This window comes from Arthrobacter sp. BL-252-APC-1A, assembly GCF_009696625.1.
In the GTDB taxonomy this organism is placed as follows: Bacteria; Actinomycetota; Actinomycetes; order Actinomycetales; family Micrococcaceae; genus Arthrobacter_B.
This window is the reverse complement of the sequence record NZ_VULS01000004.1, coordinates 185,600-201,040: the sequence shown is the minus strand read 5'-3', so window position 1 is coordinate 201,040 and position 15,441 is coordinate 185,600. Positions and strand designations below refer to the sequence as shown.

At 64.5% G+C, this 15,441-nt stretch carries 15 protein-coding genes, 1 tRNA gene and 1 pseudogene; 5 read left to right on the top strand and 12 right to left on the bottom strand.

The window, feature by feature from the left end; all coding sequences use genetic code 11:
• Positions 1-69 precede the first annotated feature (69 nt).
• Genes FYJ28_RS08310 through FYJ28_RS08295 form a run of 4 tightly spaced genes read left to right on the top strand, consistent with a single transcriptional unit; the run spans position 70 to position 3,999 of the window.
• The gene (locus FYJ28_RS08310) at positions 70-1,266 is read left to right on the top strand and encodes a sensor histidine kinase (RefSeq protein WP_154578967.1); all 1,197 of its coding nucleotides are present in this window, start codon (positions 70-72) and stop codon (positions 1,264-1,266) included.
• 19 nt (positions 1,267-1,285) lie between these two features.
• Positions 1,286-2,035, top strand: a complete 750-nt coding sequence (locus FYJ28_RS08305) for a LytR/AlgR family response regulator transcription factor (protein WP_055240409.1) — start codon at positions 1,286-1,288, stop codon at positions 2,033-2,035.
• Positions 2,032-2,409 (top strand): hypothetical protein, encoded by a 378-nt coding sequence (locus tag FYJ28_RS08300; RefSeq protein ID WP_055240408.1) that lies wholly within the window; start codon positions 2,032-2,034, stop codon positions 2,407-2,409. The genes FYJ28_RS08305 and FYJ28_RS08300 overlap by 4 nt, the downstream gene beginning before the upstream one ends.
• Positions 2,410-2,415: 6 nt before the next feature.
• The gene (locus FYJ28_RS08295; protein ID WP_326831599.1) at positions 2,416-3,999 is read left to right on the top strand and encodes a sodium/solute symporter; all 1,584 of its coding nucleotides are present in this window, start codon (positions 2,416-2,418) and stop codon (positions 3,997-3,999) included.
• Here FYJ28_RS08295 and FYJ28_RS08290 read toward each other — a convergent pair.
• The 6 genes from FYJ28_RS08290 to rpsB all read right to left on the bottom strand — a co-directional run bounded on the left by FYJ28_RS08290 (position 3,980) and on the right by rpsB (position 9,110).
• The gene (locus tag FYJ28_RS08290; RefSeq protein ID WP_195840632.1) at positions 3,980-4,558 is read right to left on the bottom strand and encodes a DivIVA domain-containing protein; all 579 of its coding nucleotides are present in this window, start codon (positions 4,556-4,558) and stop codon (positions 3,980-3,982) included. The two genes, FYJ28_RS08295 and FYJ28_RS08290, sit on opposite strands and share 20 nt — an antisense overlap.
• A gap of 110 nt (positions 4,559-4,668) precedes the next feature.
• Positions 4,669-5,634 (bottom strand): phosphatidate cytidylyltransferase, encoded by a 966-nt coding sequence (locus FYJ28_RS08285; protein ID WP_195840631.1) that lies wholly within the window; start codon positions 5,632-5,634, stop codon positions 4,669-4,671.
• Positions 5,634-6,191, bottom strand: a complete 558-nt coding sequence (frr, locus tag FYJ28_RS08280) for a ribosome recycling factor (protein ID WP_055240405.1) — start codon at positions 6,189-6,191, stop codon at positions 5,634-5,636. The genes FYJ28_RS08285 and frr overlap by 1 nt, the downstream gene beginning before the upstream one ends.
• A 180-nt stretch (positions 6,192-6,371) precedes the next feature.
• Entirely contained in the window at positions 6,372-7,103 is a 732-nt protein-coding gene (gene pyrH, locus FYJ28_RS08275) for a UMP kinase (RefSeq protein WP_055240404.1), read from the bottom strand.
• A gap of 155 nt (positions 7,104-7,258) precedes the next feature.
• Complete coding sequence (tsf, locus tag FYJ28_RS08270; RefSeq protein ID WP_154578965.1) at positions 7,259-8,098, bottom strand: translation elongation factor Ts; 840 nt, start codon at positions 8,096-8,098, stop codon at positions 7,259-7,261.
• A gap of 139 nt (positions 8,099-8,237) precedes the next feature.
• Positions 8,238-9,110 (bottom strand): 30S ribosomal protein S2, encoded by an 873-nt coding sequence (rpsB, locus tag FYJ28_RS08265; protein ID WP_154578964.1) that lies wholly within the window; start codon positions 9,108-9,110, stop codon positions 8,238-8,240.
• A 479-nt stretch (positions 9,111-9,589) separates the two neighbouring features.
• Here rpsB and FYJ28_RS08260 point away from each other — a divergent pair.
• Positions 9,590-10,120 (top strand): annotated as a pseudogene (locus FYJ28_RS08260) (M23 family metallopeptidase); the annotation flags it as partial.
• A gap of 84 nt (positions 10,121-10,204) precedes the next feature.
• On the opposite strand, the gene FYJ28_RS08255 reads toward FYJ28_RS08260, so the two are convergent.
• The 6 genes from FYJ28_RS08255 to FYJ28_RS08230 all read right to left on the bottom strand — a co-directional run bounded on the left by FYJ28_RS08255 (position 10,205) and on the right by FYJ28_RS08230 (position 15,400).
• Positions 10,205-11,389: an acyl-CoA dehydrogenase family protein gene (locus FYJ28_RS08255; RefSeq protein WP_154578963.1), complete on the bottom strand. Its 1,185-nt coding sequence runs from the start codon at positions 11,387-11,389 to the stop codon at positions 10,205-10,207.
• Positions 11,390-11,585: 196 nt separating this feature from the next.
• Positions 11,586-11,659, bottom strand: a tRNA-Ile gene (locus tag FYJ28_RS08250).
• A gap of 99 nt (positions 11,660-11,758) precedes the next feature.
• Positions 11,759-12,940 carry a glycosyltransferase gene (locus FYJ28_RS08245; RefSeq protein WP_326831598.1) on the bottom strand — a complete coding sequence of 394 codons (1,182 nt, stop codon included), beginning with the start codon at positions 12,938-12,940 and terminating at the stop codon, positions 11,759-11,761.
• A 45-nt stretch (positions 12,941-12,985) separates the two neighbouring features.
• Entirely contained in the window at positions 12,986-13,918 is a 933-nt protein-coding gene (locus FYJ28_RS08240; RefSeq protein WP_055240399.1) for a DMT family transporter, read from the bottom strand.
• A gap of 24 nt (positions 13,919-13,942) precedes the next feature.
• Positions 13,943-14,575, bottom strand: coding sequence for a CDP-alcohol phosphatidyltransferase family protein (locus FYJ28_RS08235; RefSeq protein ID WP_326831597.1), 633 nt, complete (start codon positions 14,573-14,575; stop codon positions 13,943-13,945).
• 33 nt (positions 14,576-14,608) lie between these two features.
• The gene (locus tag FYJ28_RS08230; RefSeq protein ID WP_082413433.1) at positions 14,609-15,400 is read right to left on the bottom strand and encodes a phage holin family protein; all 792 of its coding nucleotides are present in this window, start codon (positions 15,398-15,400) and stop codon (positions 14,609-14,611) included.
• Positions 15,401-15,441: the final 41 nt, after the last annotated feature.

Genomic DNA, 15,441 nt, shown 5'->3' with positions numbered 1-15,441 from the left:
GCCCATCCGTGCGCCAAACGGCATCCCCGGAGCCGTTGAGGGGCTGCAGGACTGGGTAGTCTGGGAGCCATGCCCGCCGCCTTGGAAGTCGCTCTGGTCTGCGCTGTTGCCGTCCTGACGCTCGCAGCCGTGGCTGCGCTGGGCTATCGGCTGAGCCGCTCCCAGCGGGACCTGGGGTCCGACGCCGAGCGGGCAGCCTACGCGACCCTGCACACGGCGTCGCTCGCTTCGCGCCACCTTCGCGCCGGACTCACGCCGGCCGGAGCCTCCCGTGCCAGCCGGCACCTGCGCGGCCTGCTGCGCTGCGAGACCCTGTTCATGACCGACACCGGCGGTGTTCTTGCCTGGGAGGGCGTGCTGGCGGACACGCCGCAGCGGCGGGAACGGATCTTCTTCGCTGCACGGGGGGTGCTTGAATCCGGACGGACCAAGGTGTTCCGCGGACCCGCCCTGCGGGCGCTGGGGCTGCAGGACGGCGGGGAGCTCCTGGTTTGCCCGCTGCGCGCCAACGGCCAGGCGGTTGGCACCCTGGGCATCTTCGCGCCGTCGATCAGCGCCGGGCTCATCCGAGCAACCAACGACGTCGCCGACTGGGTTGCTGCCCAGGTGGAGCTGGTGGAGCTGGATGCGTCCAGGGCGCTGCTGATGGAGGCAGAGGTGAAGGCGCTGCGCGCACAGATCAGTCCGCACTTCATCTACAACTCGCTAAATGCCATTGCCTCCTACATCAACACCGATCCGCAGCGGGCACGCGAACTGGTGGTGGAGTTCGCGGATTTCACCCGGTATTCCTTCCGCCGCCACGGAGACTTCACCACGCTCGCCGAGGAGCTGCAGTCCATTGACCGCTATCTGCTCCTGGAACGGGCACGTTTTGGGGAACGGCTCAAGGTGAGCCTTCAGATCAGTCCCGAAGTCCTCGGCACGGTGATTCCGTTCCTGTCCCTCCAGCCCCTGGTGGAGAACTCGGTGCGGCACGGCCTGGATTCAATCGACGGCGAAGGCCACATCACCATCTCCGCCCGTGACGCCGGTGCCCTCGCCGAAATCACTGTGGAGGACAACGGAGTGGGGATGGATCCACAAAAACTGCAGGCGCTGTTCGCCGGGCACGCCGACGGCGACCACGTGGGACTGCGGAACGTTGACCTCCGGCTGCGCCAGGTTTACGGGGACGCGCACGGTCTGGTGATCGACACGGCGGAGGGCGCCGGAACCCTGATCACCATGCGCATCCCCAAGTCGCAGCCGGGGCATCAAACGTAAAGGAAGTAGTCTGGATCACATGCCCAAATCCGCAAAGCAGCTGACCGTGGTGGTCGCCGACGATGAAGCTCCCGCCGTCGACGAGCTGGCTTTCCTGCTGGGCCGGGATTCGCGCATCGGCACGGTCCTGCGTGCTTCCAGCGGCGCCCAGGCACTGCACGCCATCGAGACGGCCGACGTCGACGCCGTGTTCCTGGACATCCACATGCCCGCCCTGTCCGGACTGGACATCGCCAGGGCGCTGGCCCGCAAGGAGCGGGCTCCCGCCGTTGTTTTCGTCACCGCCGACGAGGACCATGCCCTTGATGCCTTCGATCTGGCAGCACTTGATTACCTGCTCAAACCGGTCCGTACTGAACGCCTCACTGAATCGGTGCGCCGGATCAGCGAGGCGCTGGCAGGCTCCGGAACAGAGAGCGCCGAGGACGGCGACGTCGTTACCGTGGTGCAGGGTGCCACCACCCGGATGATCCGCCGGGAGGATATCCGCTATGTGCAGGCACAGGGCGACTATGCCCGCCTCCACACCGAAGAGACCAGTTACCTGGTCCGAATTCCGCTGGCCGAGCTTGAAGCCCAGTGGGCGGACGCCGGGTTCCTGCGGATCCACCGCTCCTATCTGGTGGCCCGCAGCCAGATCACCCAGGTGCGGCTCAACGCAGGCAGGGCGAGTATCCGCATAGGCTCCGACGAACTTCCGGTGAGCCGCCGGCATCTGCCCACGGTCCGCAGCACGCTGGCTTCGGGCCGGGTCCGGCCTTCGGCATGAGCGGCGAGAACCGCCCGCAGCGGGTCCGGGTCACTGCTCCCCCGCGTCCCGGAGCTGTCCCCCCGGCGTTTCCCGTCGCGCGGGAACTGGATGAGCAGTCCGAGGTCGGCGAGGTTTTCCTCTCCTCCCTGATCCGCTCACAGCTGCGGCTGGCACTGGTAGTGGCGGGCGGTTTCGGGCTAATCCTGCTGGGCGTCCCCCTGGTGCTGGCCCTGTTTCCGGAGATAGGGGCCTTGGAACTGCTGGGCATTCCTGTCCCCTGGGTGCTGCTGGGGTTTGGGGTGTATCCGCTGGTGATCATCAGCGGCGCGCTCTACGTGCGCAGTGCCAACCGGAACGAGAAACGTTTCCAGGACCTCCTGGATGAAGGGTAGCGCCAGGTGACATGGGAAGTCAGCCCCGGCGTGGGCTACACAGCGCTGGCCGCAGTCACCTTGGCAACACTGCTGATCGGCGCGTACGGCCTGCGGATCTCCCGGACGACCGGCGATTTCTACGTTGCTTCCCGGACGGTCAAGCCGTGGTGGAATGCATCCGCGATCGGCGGTGAGTACCTATCCGCAGCCAGTTTCCTCGGGGTTGCCGGGCTGGTGCTGGTCTCCGGCGTGGACGCACTCTGGTTCCCGATCGGCTACACCGCCGGCTACCTGATGCTGCTGTTGTTCGTTGCAGCGCCGCTGCGGCGCTCCGGCGCGTACACCGTTCCAGACTTCGCCCGTGCGCGCCTCGACTCACTGCCCGCGCGCCGGGTCACGTCCCTCCTGGTGGTCGCCGTGGGATGGCTCTACATTGTGCCTCAGCTGCACGGGGCAGCACTGACGGTGGGCCTGACCACCGGGCTGCCGGGCTGGGCGGGGTCCGCCGCCGTCGTCGTGATCGTCTGCCTGAGCGTGCTCAGCGGCGGGATGCGCTCCATTACGTTCGTGCAGGCATTCCAGTACTGGCTCAAGCTGGTGGCGCTGGCCGTTCCGGTCCTCTTTATCCTCTTCCGGCTCGGCGCAGACGGCGTGTCATGGACCAATTCAGGCGCCGCTTTCGACTTCGGGACCGACACGGCAGTCGCCGACTCGGTCTACCGCAATGTTTCACTCAGTATTGCCCTGCTGTGCGGAACGCTGGGGCTGCCGCACGTCCTTGTGCGCTTCTACACGAATCCCGACGGCGTGTCCGCCCGGCGCACCACGCTGATCGTGCTGGGGCTGCTGTCCGTTTTCTACGTGTTCCCCACGCTGTACGGCATCCTGGGCCGCACCTACCTGCCTGACCTGGCCGGGGATGGCAACGCGGACGCAACGGTGCTTCTGCTGCCTGCGCAGGTGTTCGACGGCGCGCTCGGAGACCTGCTGGCGGCCTTCGTCACTGCCGGGGCCTTCGCTGCGTTCCTGTCCACCTCCAGCGGACTGATCGTGTCCCTGGCCGGTGTGATCAGCCAGGAGTTCTTCCGGGGCAGCATCCGTGGTTTCCGAACAGCTACCCTGCTGGCCGGTGCGGTTCCGCTGGGCCTGGCCCTGCTGACCAACACCCAGGCGCTGGCCGGCAGCGTGGGAATGGTCTTCGCGTTTACTGCATCAACTTTGTGCCCGCTGCTGCTGATGGGGATCTGGTGGCGGCGGCTGACCGCTGCCGGAGCGGTTGCCGGGATGCTGACCGGTGCGGTGCTGTGCGGCGGCGCGATTGTGGCCGGAGGTGTGTTGTCAGTGTCCGGCGGAGCGGTTCCCGTGTGGCTTGAGCAGCCGGCTGCGTGGACGGTCCCGGCGGCCTTCGCCGTCACCGTCCTTGTATCCCTTCGCGGGCCGGGGACCATTCCAGCCGGAACCGCACGTTTCCTGGCCCGGCTGCATACCCCGGAACGCATTCTGCGCCCCTGTTTAAACGCCGAGAGGCCAGTTAGGGCTCCTACCAGCGCTGGTAAGAGCCGTAACTGGCCTCTCGATGAAAAGAGAGTTAGTCGATGGCGGCCATAAGCTCGACGACGCGGTCCAGGAAGGCATCCACCTGCGTTTCCTCGTAGCCGGCGTCGCCCTTGGCTTCGCGGAAGACTGCCCTGCGGACCACATCAACGGAAAGCGGGCGGTCGTGCTCGAAGTACCCGAGCAGTTCGTTGCAGAGAGCATCGACGTCGCGCACGTTGTAGCTGTGCGCGCGCTTTTTGGTGGGGCGGCGGAACCGCTCCCCCGGCTTGCGGTGCAGCCGGGCGCGCAGCACGGCGGAGGTCCGGCCGATCTGCAGGAGCCAGGCTTCCTCGCCCTTCTCCTTGATGAGGCGGTCGCGCTCACGCTGGGCGAAGACGTCTTCGAGGCGGTCCAGGGCGGCGTCGACGGCCTGAGCCTCATAGCCTCCTTTGGCCGGATCGAACGCCATTGAACGGACGTGGCGGCTGGTGATGACCTTTGCTCCCGGTGTCTCTGAGTTGTAGTAGTTCCGGGCCTTGGTCAGGAAGTCGTCGACCTGGCGGACGTTATAGCCGTATTCCCTTCGGCCCACACGCTCAAAGGGGGCACTCGCCTGCCTCGCATCGTTCATGTTCAACTAATCCTTTGGTGTCAAGTCTTCTTCCGCCACGGGATGCGGGACCGTCGAAAATATCTTACGTGTTCGCCGGCCGAGACCTGGGCAGGACTCCCCGGGGAACCTTACATTGAGCCCGGGACCAGCAGCACGGACAGCAGGAATACCACGGGTGAGGCAAAGACCACCGAATCCAGCCGGTCCATCGCGCCGCCGTGTCCGGGCAGCAGATTGGACATGTCCTTCACGCCGAGCTCGCGTTTGATCATCGATTCGGAGAAATCACCGGCTGTTGCAGCCGCGACTGTTGCGACAGCAAGCACCAGGCCAAACCACCACGGCTGGTCCAGGAACAGGACCGATGCCAGGATGCCGACCACGGTGGCGCCGGCGGCTGAACCGCCAAAACCTTCCCATGATTTCTTGGGACTGATCTTCGGCGCCATTGGGTGCTTGCCGAGGAACGCGCCCACCAGGTAGCCGAACGTATCATTGGCCACTACCAGCAGCAGCAGGACAGCCACGCGGATCTGGCCCTCCGGTTCGCGCAGCAGCAGCAGCGCGAAGCTGAGCAGGAACGGAATCCACAGCAGCACAAATACACCGGCGAGGATGCTCCGCAGCGCGTCCTGGGCCGTATCAATGCTCCGCCACAGCAACACCGCGATTCCGGTTCCGGCAAGCGCGAAGGCCAGTGCTTCGGTACCGCCAAAATAGGCCGCCAGCGGTATGGCTACCGCTCCCACCAGGACCGGCACATGCGGAACCCTGATCCCGCGGACCTCCAGCGCACGGGAGACTTCCCAGACGCCGACGGCGGAAAAAGCCGCAGCGATCACGGCAATGGCAACCGGGCTGAACAACAGGCCCACGAGCAGCGCCCCGAGCAGCACTACGCCGACGGCGATGGCTGCGGGCAGGTTCCGCCCGGCTTTCGAGGGTTTGCGCTCCTTGGCTGCTTTCCGCGTGCGGGCAGCTGAGCTGCGGGCCCTGCGGCTGGCGGGACCGTCCATGTCCGTGCCCTTCGCTGCCGGGTCTGCCTCAGGAGACGGTTTTCCGCCAGCCTGGGTAGAAGGCTGGGATTGGTTCATCAGACCTCGAGCAGCTCGGCTTCCTTGCGCTTGAGCAGCTCATCGATCGAGTCGGTGTGAGCCTTGGTCAGGGCGTCCAGGTCCTTCTCGGCCCGGTTGCCGTCGTCTTCGCCGATCTCCCCGTCCTTGACCAGGCGGTCCAGGGCATCCTTCGCCTTGCGGCGGATGTTGCGTACGGAGACCTTGGCGTCTTCGCCCTTGCCGCGGACAATCTTCACGTATTCCTTGCGGCGGTCCTGAGTCAGTTCCGGCATGATGACGCGGATGACCTTGCCGTCGTTGGAGGGGTTGGCACCAACTTCCGAGTCGCTAAGTGCACGCTCGATCGCACGAAGCGCGGTGACGTCGTACGGGGTGATCAGCAGGGTGCGTGCATCCGGCGTCGCGAAGGAGGCCAGCTGCTGCAGCTGGGTAGGGGAACCGTAGTAATCGACCAGGACTCTGGAGAAGAGTGCGGGATTGGCGCGGCCGGTGCGGATTGTCGAGAAGTCCTCCTTGGCAACCTCCACAGCCTTGTCCATCTTGTCGGCTGCCTCTTTCAAGGTCTCTTCGATCACGGTGTCTCCTCGTTGCAGGGAAAAGGCCAGTGCCGGAAATACTTGCAGTAAATCTTGCAGTACATACCGGGCAGCGGCGTGGTTTGGACTCTTCTACCATCCTAACCCGCGCGGCTCCCGCGGCGGCACCTGCGGCGATGCCGCACGGCGACCGGGCGGAAGCCGCTCCGGGAAGGAGTGTCAGTTTGAAACTACGGTGCCGATCTTTTCGCCGCGGATGGCCCGGGTCACGTTGCCTTCACCTTCCATGCCGAAGACCACCATGGAGAGGTTGTTGTCCTTGCACATGGTCATAGCCGTCTGGTCCATGACGCGGATGTCCTGGCGCAGCGCGTCGTCATACGTGAGGGTTTCAAGGCGCTGCGCATTGGGGTCCTTGTTCGGATCTGCCGTGTAGACCCCGTCTACGCCTGACTTGGCCATCAGGACCTCGTCGGCGTGGACTTCCAGTGCGCGCTGGGCGGCCACTGTGTCCGTGGAGAAGTACGGCAGGCCTGCCCCGGCGCCGAAGATGACTACGCGGCCCTTTTCCAGGTGGCGGATCGCGCGGCGGGGAATATAGGCTTCAGCGACCTGGCCCATTGTGATCGCGCTCTGCACCCGCGTCTCCACGCCTGCCTGTTCCAGGAAGTCCTGCAGCGCCAGGCAGTTCATGACCGTGCCAAGCATGCCCATGTAGTCGGCCCGTGAGCGGTCCATGCCGCTTTGGGAGAGCTCTGCACCGCGGAAGAAGTTGCCTCCGCCGACCACGATGGCGGTCTCTACCTCACCTACGGTCGCGGCGATCTGCTTTGCCACGGAGCGGACCGTTTCCGGATCAACGCCGAGTTTCCCTCCCCCGAACACCTCGCCGGAGAGCTTTAGCAGGACGCGGCGGCGCGGAGTGTCGGTTTCTGTCAGGGCGTGGTCCATGATGCCTCCCGGGGCAATGCTGGTGCGTGAACTTGTCAGCTGTTTCAAGAGTAATAAGGGGATTTGGACAGGCAAAAGGGGTGGCCACCTTTCGGTGGCCACCCCCTCTATGCCATCATTTCGCGTCCGCTGTGCGTTCGCGTATTTTCGGTGCCTTAGGCTCCGACGCGGAACCGGGCGAAGGCGGTCGGCTTGACGCCGGCTTCTTCCAGAACAGCGGCAACGGTCTTCTTGGCGTCCTTGGCGAACGGCTGGTCCAGCAGCACGATCTCCTTGAAGAAGCCGGTCAGGCGGCCTTCGACGATCTTCGGCAGTGCAGCTTCGGGCTTGCCCTCGGCGCGTGCGGTCTCGTCAGCAATGCGGCGCTCGTTCTCGACGATGTCCGAGGGAACTTCGTCCCGGGTCAGGTAGGTCGGAGCATATGCCGCAGTGTGGACTGCGATGTCGTGGGCTGCGGTGAAAGCTGCGTCGCCTTCGCCGTCAACGGCGAAGAGCACGCCAACCTGTGCAGGCAGATCCTTGGAGGTCTTGTGCAGGTAAGCGTCAACGGTCTTGCCCTCGACGCGTGCAACGCGGCGGACAACAACCTTCTCGCCCAGGATTGCGCCTTCTTCGACAACAACCTCGGACAGCGGCTTGCCGTCCACTTCGTAGGCCAGGAGGGTCTCGGCGTCAGCGGCAGCGGACTCGATGGCTGCAGCCAGAACGCGGTCGGCGAGTTCGATGAACTTGGCGGACTTGGCAACGAAGTCAGTCTCGCAGTTCAGTTCGACCATCACGCCAACGGTTCCGTCGATGACCTTGGCAGCAACCAGGCCTTCAGCGGTGGAACGGCCTTCGCGCTTGGTAGCACCCTTCAGGCCCTTGATGCGGATAAGCTCCATGGCCTTGTCGGCATCGCCGTTAGCCTCGTCGAGAGCCTTCTTCACATCCATCATGCCGGCGCCGGTGCGCTCGCGCAGAGCCTTGATATCAGCAGCGGTGTAGTTCGCCATTTGGACTCCAGTCCTCCCGTAATAAAAGTATTGGTGCAGTTCCGGCTATGCGGCGGGCCGGGGTTCCGGCCCGCCGCATAGGCGAAGGTCCCGCAATGGCAGCTGCTGGAAAGCAGCTGCCATCACAGTGAAAATCGAATTACTTTGCTTCTTCAGCGGGAGCTTCAGCAGCGGGAGCTTCGGCGGCGGGAGCCTCCGGAGCAGCCTCAGCGGCCGGAGCCTCAGCAGCGGCTTCAGCGGCCGGAGCAGCTGCGCCTTCGAGCAGTTCGCGCTCCCACTCAGCCAGCGGCTCAGCCGGGGCTTCGGTGTTGCCGGACTTGTTGTGGCGGGCGATGAGGCCCTCGGCAACGGCGTCGGCGATAACGCGGGTCAGCAGGTTGACGGAGCGGATGGCGTCGTCGTTGCCCGGGATCGGGAAGTCGACATCGTCCGGATCGCAGTTGCTGTCCAGGATGGCAACAACGGGGATGTTCAGCTTCTTGGCCTCGTCAACTGCGAGGTGTTCCTTCTGGGTGTCCACGATCCAGACCACGGACGGAGCCTTGGTCAGGTTGCGGATACCGCCCAGGTTGGATTCCAGCTTGGTCAGTTCACGCTTGAGGAGCAGGAGCTCCTTCTTGGTGTGACCGGAGGAAGCAACGTCGTCGAAGTTGATTTCTTCGAGTTCCTTCATGCGCTGGATGCGCTTGGCAACAGTCTGGAAGTTGGTCAGCATGCCGCCGAGCCAGCGCTGGTTGACGTAGGGCTGGCCAACACGGGTGGCCTGCTCTGCGATGGCTTCCTGAGCCTGCTTCTTGGTGCCTACGAAGAGCACGGTGCCGCCGTGGGCGACGGTGGCCTTGACGAACTCGTATGCGCGGTCGATGTAGGACAGCGACTGCTGGAGGTCGATGATGTAGATGCCGTTGCGCTCGGTGAAGATGAAGCGCTTCATCTTCGGGTTCCAACGACGGGTCTGGTGACCAAAGTGAACGCCGCTGTCGAGCAGCTGGCGCATGGTAACGACGGGCATGTCGTCACTCCTTCCGGCAGCATGCGGCGCTTGGCGCACGCGAAGAAAGCTGCCTATTGACGGTTAATAGAAGCACCCGGCGGGTGCTGCTCCTGGTGCCCATCAGCCTCCTGCCCGGAACAGGCAGTTGGCGTGTGTACCTTTCCGGTGTTGACCGGACCGCAGGAACACACCCGCTTTTCCTTTGCGGAAAAAGCGGATAATTGGAGCACGCGTAGTCAGCCTGAGGCGCGTCTTCCTGCTCCCATCCTGACTTTCCGGGCGGTTCTCCGGCGCCAGTGGCGGCAGGAGGGAACTTTCCCGGTTGGGCAGGGAGGATCAGCGCGCAGCAAACTGCTTCGTCAAGTGTACTACAGCGGCGGAGCCCTTCCGGCCGCTCCTCCTCCACAGCAGCCGATACCTCCGCGCCCCGGGAACGTGTGTCCACTTCGGGCGGTCCCCCGCCCCTCCAGCCGCGTCCCGGCGGGTGGACTGCCGGCATGAGTGTTTCTCCGGTTTCCCGTCCGCTGCCTGGTTCCGGCGGGCCGGCGGCCCGGCTGGCTGCCTGTGTTCTGGTACTGGCCGCCGCAGTCTTTGCCGCCTGCGCAGCATTGTGGCCGCCGGGCATGGGCAAGACTTCCGCAAGCGCCGCATCTGCCCTGTCCTGGCAGTGGCCGCTGGACCCCGAACCGCAGGTTGTCCGCCGGTTCGATAAGCCTGCCCAGCGCTGGCTGGCCGGGCACCGCGGAGTGGATCTCGCAGCCGGCCCCGGAAATGCGGTCCTGTCCCCGGCCGCAGGGACGGTCCGGTTTAGCGGCCGGGTGGTGGACCGGGGAGTCCTCACGGTCGATCACGGCGGGGGCCTGCTGAGCAGCTTCGAACCGGTTTCGGGTTCCGCTGCCGTTGGGGACCGGGTGGAGCCCGGGCAGGTCATCGGCGAGCTGGAAACGCGGCAGGCCGGCGGCCCGGAAAACAACAAACCGCACTGCCCCGGCAGCTGCCTGCATTGGGGAGTGCGGCTGGACGGGGAGTACGTTGATCCACTGCGCTTCGTGATGGACCGGCGGCCGAGCGTACTGCTGCCGCTCGGCGCCGGTCCTTCAAGCCCGCGCCTGCTATACGAAGGCGGCGACGCCGGTAATGGCGCGGCCGGTCACAAGCGTATTGATCTCGTAGGTTCCTTCATAGGAGTAGATGGCTTCGGCGTCTGCGAAGATCTTGGCCATTCCATAGTCGGTGACAATTCCGTTGCCGCCCAGGATGCTGCGGCCCAGCGCCACGGACTCACGCATCCGTGCTGTAGTGAAAGCCTTCGCCAGAGCCGACTGCTCATCCTTGGCCCGGCCCTCGTCTTCAAGCTGGGCCAGCCGCACCATCATGCCCATGGAGCTGACGGTGTTGCCCAGGATCTGCACAAGCTGTTCCTGGACCAGCTGGAAGGAGGCAAGCGGCTTGCCGAACTGCTCACGCTCAACCGCGTAGCGGCGGGCAACGTCGAAGGCAGCCATCTGCTGGCCCACGGCCTGCCAGGCGACAGCCAGGCGGGTGACTTTGAGGACCTTGTTCGTGTCGCGGAAGCTATTGGCGCCCTTGAGGTGGAAATCGTCGCTGACAACCACGTTATCCAGCACGATGTCGGCGTTCTGGACGGTGCGCAGGGCGATTTTGTTTTCGATCTTGGTGGCGGTGTACCCCTCGGTCTTCGTGTCCACCAGGAAACCCTTGACCTGGTTGTCCGCTTCGTCGCGGGCGTAGATGACAACCCAGTCCGAGAAGGTGGCGTTGCCGATCCAGCGCTTGGCGCCGTTCAGGATCCAGTTCGAACCTTCGCGGCGCGCGGTGGTGCGCGTTCCGCCTGCGACGTCGGAACCGCCCAGCGGCTCGGTGAGCCCAAAAGCGCCGATCTTCTTGAGCGCATAAATGTCCGGAAGCCAGGCTTCTTTCTGCTCCTCGGATGCCAGCGCCTCGATGGAGCCGGTGAAGAGTCCGTCATGCACACCCATGAAGGTTGCGAAGGAGGTGTCCGCGCGGGTGAACTCAGCGTGGCACAGTCCCGCAAAGAGGTTGGAGTAACCCTGGCGGTAGACCGGTGACACAACGTCGAGTTCCGCCAGCTTGGGAATCATGTGCATCGGGAAGGTGCCGGCATTCCACCAGTCGTTGGCGTAGGGCTTCACCTCTGCTGTCAGCCAGGACCGGACCTCGTGAAGGCGGTCGCGCTCCTTGTCGCTGAGCAGGTCCTCGAATGCGTAGAAGTCGCCGTCCGCGTAGGGGAGGTTATCGACGTCGATAGTTGCCATGGAATGTCCTTCGCTGATCCAGTGTGATCCGGGCCGGGAAGCCGGCTGACCCCTATGTTACCCGCCAGTAACATCGGGCACAATCCCCTGGGCCGGGCAGACCTTGGCAAAGAAAAACACCCCGGTCCGAGGACCGGGGTGTTTGGGTGCAGTGCAGCCGTTCTGCCTGGGAAGAAACGGCGGCTGCCTTCACGGGTAGGGCTGGTGGGGCTTGAACCCACGACCCACGGATTATGAGTCCGCTGCTCTGACCGGCTGAGCTACAGCCCCGTGTACTGCACCGTTCCTGACGGGCAGTAGTGCCATCCTAATCGGCAGCAGCCCCAGGCGCCGAATCGTTCGCCGTCCGGGGTTGCACTCGCCGCTCCGCTAGATGCCTTCGGCGCGGTAGAGCTTTTCGAAGGTGGCAAGGGTGCTCTCGAGGCTGTGGGAATCGACCATGGCACGGCTGTGCCGGCCCATCTTCGCCCGCTCGTCTTCTGAAAGCTCCAGGATTTCGGTGATCCGCTTGGACACCTCGGTGCTGTTGCCTGGTTCAAAGAGGTAGCCGTTTTCGCCCTGCTCCACCAGGTGCGGAAGCGCCATGGCATCCGCAAGGAGCACAGGCGTGGAGGCGGACATCGCCTCGAGGGTCACCAGTGACTGCAGTTCGGCAGTTCCGGGCATGCAGAAAATGTCTGCCCGATGGTAGGCCTGCCGCAGCTCCTCGTCGCTGACCAGTCCGCGGAAGGCAACGCGGTCCTCGATGCCGAGTCGCTTGGCCTGTGCAATCAGTGCCGACTTCACCTCGCCGCCGCCAACAATCTCGGCGTGGACGTTCAGCTCCGGCGGGGTCTTGGCGACGGCGTCGATCAGCACGTCAACGTGCTTTTCCTCCGCCAGACGGCCCACGAAGAGCACCGTGGGGTGGTCCGGACGGTCGATCGACTCGCCCGGCCGCGGCTCGTAGGTTGAAGCGTCGATTCCGTTGGACAGCGGCATGACGTCCGGCAGGCGGGCGTACTCGACCATCGCCTTGGCTGCCAGGGGCGTGGGCGTGGTAACGACTGCCGCCTGGCCCATGACCTTGCCCATGTCCCGCCAGGAGTTCCGGGCCACGATCCGCTTGAACCACTTCGGGAACGGCAGGAAAGGATCAAGGTTTTCCGGCATGAAGTGGTTGGTTGCAACCACCCGGATGCCGCGTTTGCGGGCTTCGTAAAGGGTGTACTCCCCCACCATGTAGTGGCACTGGATGTGTACGACGTCGGGCTGGACCCGGTCCAGAAGCATTGAAATATGCTTCTTGATTTCCCACGGAAGGCAGATCCTCCAGTACTCGTGGGTGGGCACTCCGTGCGAACGGAGCCGGTGGACGGTCCAGGGGCCGTCTGTCTCGGAATGGCTCGGTCCGCTTTCGGGGCTCGGCGCAAGGACGTGCACGTTGTGGCCGCGTCCGTGCATGCCCTGGGCCAGCCGGAATCCGAACTGGGCAGCACCGTTGAGGTGGGGCGGGTAAGTGTCGCAGGCGATCAGGATGGTCAGCGGTTTATCTGCCGGTTCCTCGGTCACGAATGAAGTCCTCTATTGAAGTTGCAGCGGTCGGGTCAGGCGGTGTCAGGGCTTGTTCGTAGGCGTGGCCCGGGTGGACACGGGCTTCTGCCTTCGCTTGTTCATTGCCCGGCGCTTAATGACGTCCGGGTGATAGCGGGACAAAGCGACCACCCCAACAATAGCAATGACCGCGCAGACACCCATCGCGACGCCGAGCACGGCGGGGACATCCGGGCGAAGTTCGTTCAGCACACCAATCCCAATGGCGATCCCCACCATCGGATCGATCACCGTCAGTCCCGCTATGACAAGGTCCGGGGGCCCGCTCGAATAGGCACTCTGCACGAACCAGGCGCCCAGCCCGCCGGCCACGGCAATACCGACGATCGTGTACCAGGGCACGTTCAGGAGAAACCTGCCGTTGGGGTCCAAGAGGTCCGCGGCAATGGTCTTGGTCAGGACGGCAACGAAACCGAAGAGGATGCCTGCCCCGAGAATGTGGGCGATTGCTCCGAGCCGCTTGCCGAAGACCAGGTTGAGCATGCCGAAGAAGGCCACCACGACGGCGAGGATCAGGACGATGACGATTTCCTGCCGCGCTTCCACCACCGGTTCGGACCGGGTGGCACCCACTGCCAGGAGCACAAAGAGCATGCTGCCCAAAACGCAGGCCACGATTGAAACCACTGTCACGCGGTTCAGCCTTAGGCCCTGATCCCGGGAGTTCACGATCGTGGTGATAACCAGTGCCAGGGATCCGATGGGCTGAACCACCGTCAGCGGTGCCATCGCCAGCGCCGCGACGTTCAGGCCAGTCCCCACGCCCAGCAGAAGGAGGCCGAAGAGCCACCGCGGGTTGCGCAGCAGCCGGCCGAGCCCAGCACTGTTGAGGCTCAGGCCGCCGGTGTCCGCGCTGACGGCACTCCCCTGCCGCTGCGCCCCGAACGCGAGGAACACGGCACTGGCCAGCGCGCAGGCAATCGCTATGCCGGTCACGCCGGTGACTTCCGGAATTCTGGTTTACGCACCATATGCGTCCTTGGCTGCCGGTACCTGCAGGTTCCTGTATTTCCGCCAGGACGCCTGCATATAACCAACGAACGCTGCCAGATGGCCAATGCAGCCAAGTATCAGGACAGTATTGCCGGCCACTGCCAGCCAGTCATAGTCAAAGCCGGGGACCTTCTGGAGCAGCAGCATCGGGGCTCCGACCAGCAGCAGTGCCGTCCGGATCTTGCCTATGTTGCTGACCGGCAGGTTGGGGCTGCCGCGGAACAGGACCAGGGAATTAATAATCAGGATGATGTCCGGGATGACGATTGCAAGGATGAACCAGCCCGGAGCGATCCGGTCCACTACGAACACCGTGGCAACGATGATCAGTGCCAGCCGGTCAGCCACGGGGTCCAGCCATTTCCCGGCTGCCGATACCTGGTCCAGCCGGCGCGCCAGGTAACCGTCAACCCAGTCGGTGGAACCCACGATCACCAGCGTGATGAACGCGGCGCCGTAGTTGTCCTGGACGATCAGCCAGACGAATAGCGGTACGCCAAAGAACCTCAGGATGGTGATCAGGTTGGGGATCGTCCAGAAAGTATCAAGAACCCGCTCTCCCCGGCCCGGTCGTGTCCCGGCGCCGATGAGCCTGATCACAGGTATTCTCCTTCTGCCTTCCTCAACAAATCGCTATTTTCGCGCCAGCCTGCGCAGCAGGATCCCCATGGCCAGCAGGGAGGCCCCCAGGACCGCCAAAGGCTGCTTGCGTTCACGGAACATGGCACCGACCTCATCGGCCAGGCCTTCGCCCTGGGCTCCTGCCGCAGAGCTCCCGTTCTTCCGGTCCGCCGCACGGCGGGCCTTGAGGTCCTGCATCTGCTTCTTGACGTCTGCCTTCTCGCCGAGTCCGTCCCGGACCGCGGCCATGTGTTCGCGGCGCTGGCGCAGCCGGATGCGAAGCTCCTCGGGCGTCGGCTTCTGCACGGCATCCTCAGCCTTCTCCTGCTTGCCTTCTTCCGGCTTTTCCTTCGGCTTCCTGGGCGCATCAAGGGTGGACGGATCGAAGCTCCGGCCTTCCTTGAGGACGCCGAGGTCATAGCGGATTCCCCGGAGCGCGTCTTCGGGGAGCAGCGGCATGGTCTTCTTGAAGCGGTTTACGCCAACAAGGGCAGCAACTGCAGCGATCACCAGGAAGAGAGCGGCGACCAGCAGGGCAGCGAGCCACGCGGGCATCACTGTGGCAAGGCCCAGGATGGCCGCGGCGATGAGTGCAACACCCAGTGCGGCAAGGAAAAGAAGCGCGACGACGAGGAACGCCGCTGCGACGCCTGCCTTGATGCCCTTCTGCTTCATCTCCGCCAGGGCCAGGGACAGTTCGTCGCTGACCTGGCGGGGCAGCAGCCTCGCCATCACCTTGGAGAGGCCCACGAGGGAGGAGCTTCCATTAGCCCGCTGGGTCCTGGTGCTTGCGGAGCTGTTCATCGGCCCTGCCTCCGTCTGCTCGTTACTGTTCGCCGTTGCCA

Excerpts from the sequence above, each read along its gene's own strand:
- FYJ28_RS08310 (WP_154578967.1), top strand. The coding sequence starts at position 70 with ATGCCCGCCGCCTTGGAAGTCGCTCTGGTCTGCGCTGTTGCCGTCCTG.
- FYJ28_RS08305 (WP_055240409.1), top strand. The coding sequence starts at position 1,286 with ATGCCCAAATCCGCAAAGCAGCTGACCGTGGTGGTCGCCGACGATGAA.
- FYJ28_RS08300 (WP_055240408.1), top strand. The coding sequence starts at position 2,032 with ATGAGCGGCGAGAACCGCCCGCAGCGGGTCCGGGTCACTGCTCCCCCG.
- FYJ28_RS08290 (WP_195840632.1), bottom strand. The coding sequence starts at position 4,558 with ATGAACGATGCGAGGCAGGCGAGTGCCCCCTTTGAGCGTGTGGGCCGA.
- FYJ28_RS08285 (WP_195840631.1), bottom strand. The coding sequence starts at position 5,634 with ATGAACCAATCCCAGCCTTCTACCCAGGCTGGCGGAAAACCGTCTCCT.
- pyrH (WP_055240404.1), bottom strand. The coding sequence starts at position 7,103 with ATGGACCACGCCCTGACAGAAACCGACACTCCGCGCCGCCGCGTCCTG.
- tsf (WP_154578965.1), bottom strand. The coding sequence starts at position 8,098 with ATGGCGAACTACACCGCTGCTGATATCAAGGCTCTGCGCGAGCGCACC.
- rpsB (WP_154578964.1), bottom strand. The coding sequence starts at position 9,110 with ATGCCCGTCGTTACCATGCGCCAGCTGCTCGACAGCGGCGTTCACTTT.
- FYJ28_RS08255 (WP_154578963.1), bottom strand. The coding sequence starts at position 11,389 with ATGGCAACTATCGACGTCGATAACCTCCCCTACGCGGACGGCGACTTC.
- FYJ28_RS08230 (WP_082413433.1), bottom strand. The coding sequence starts at position 15,400 with ATGAACAGCTCCGCAAGCACCAGGACCCAGCGGGCTAATGGAAGCTCC.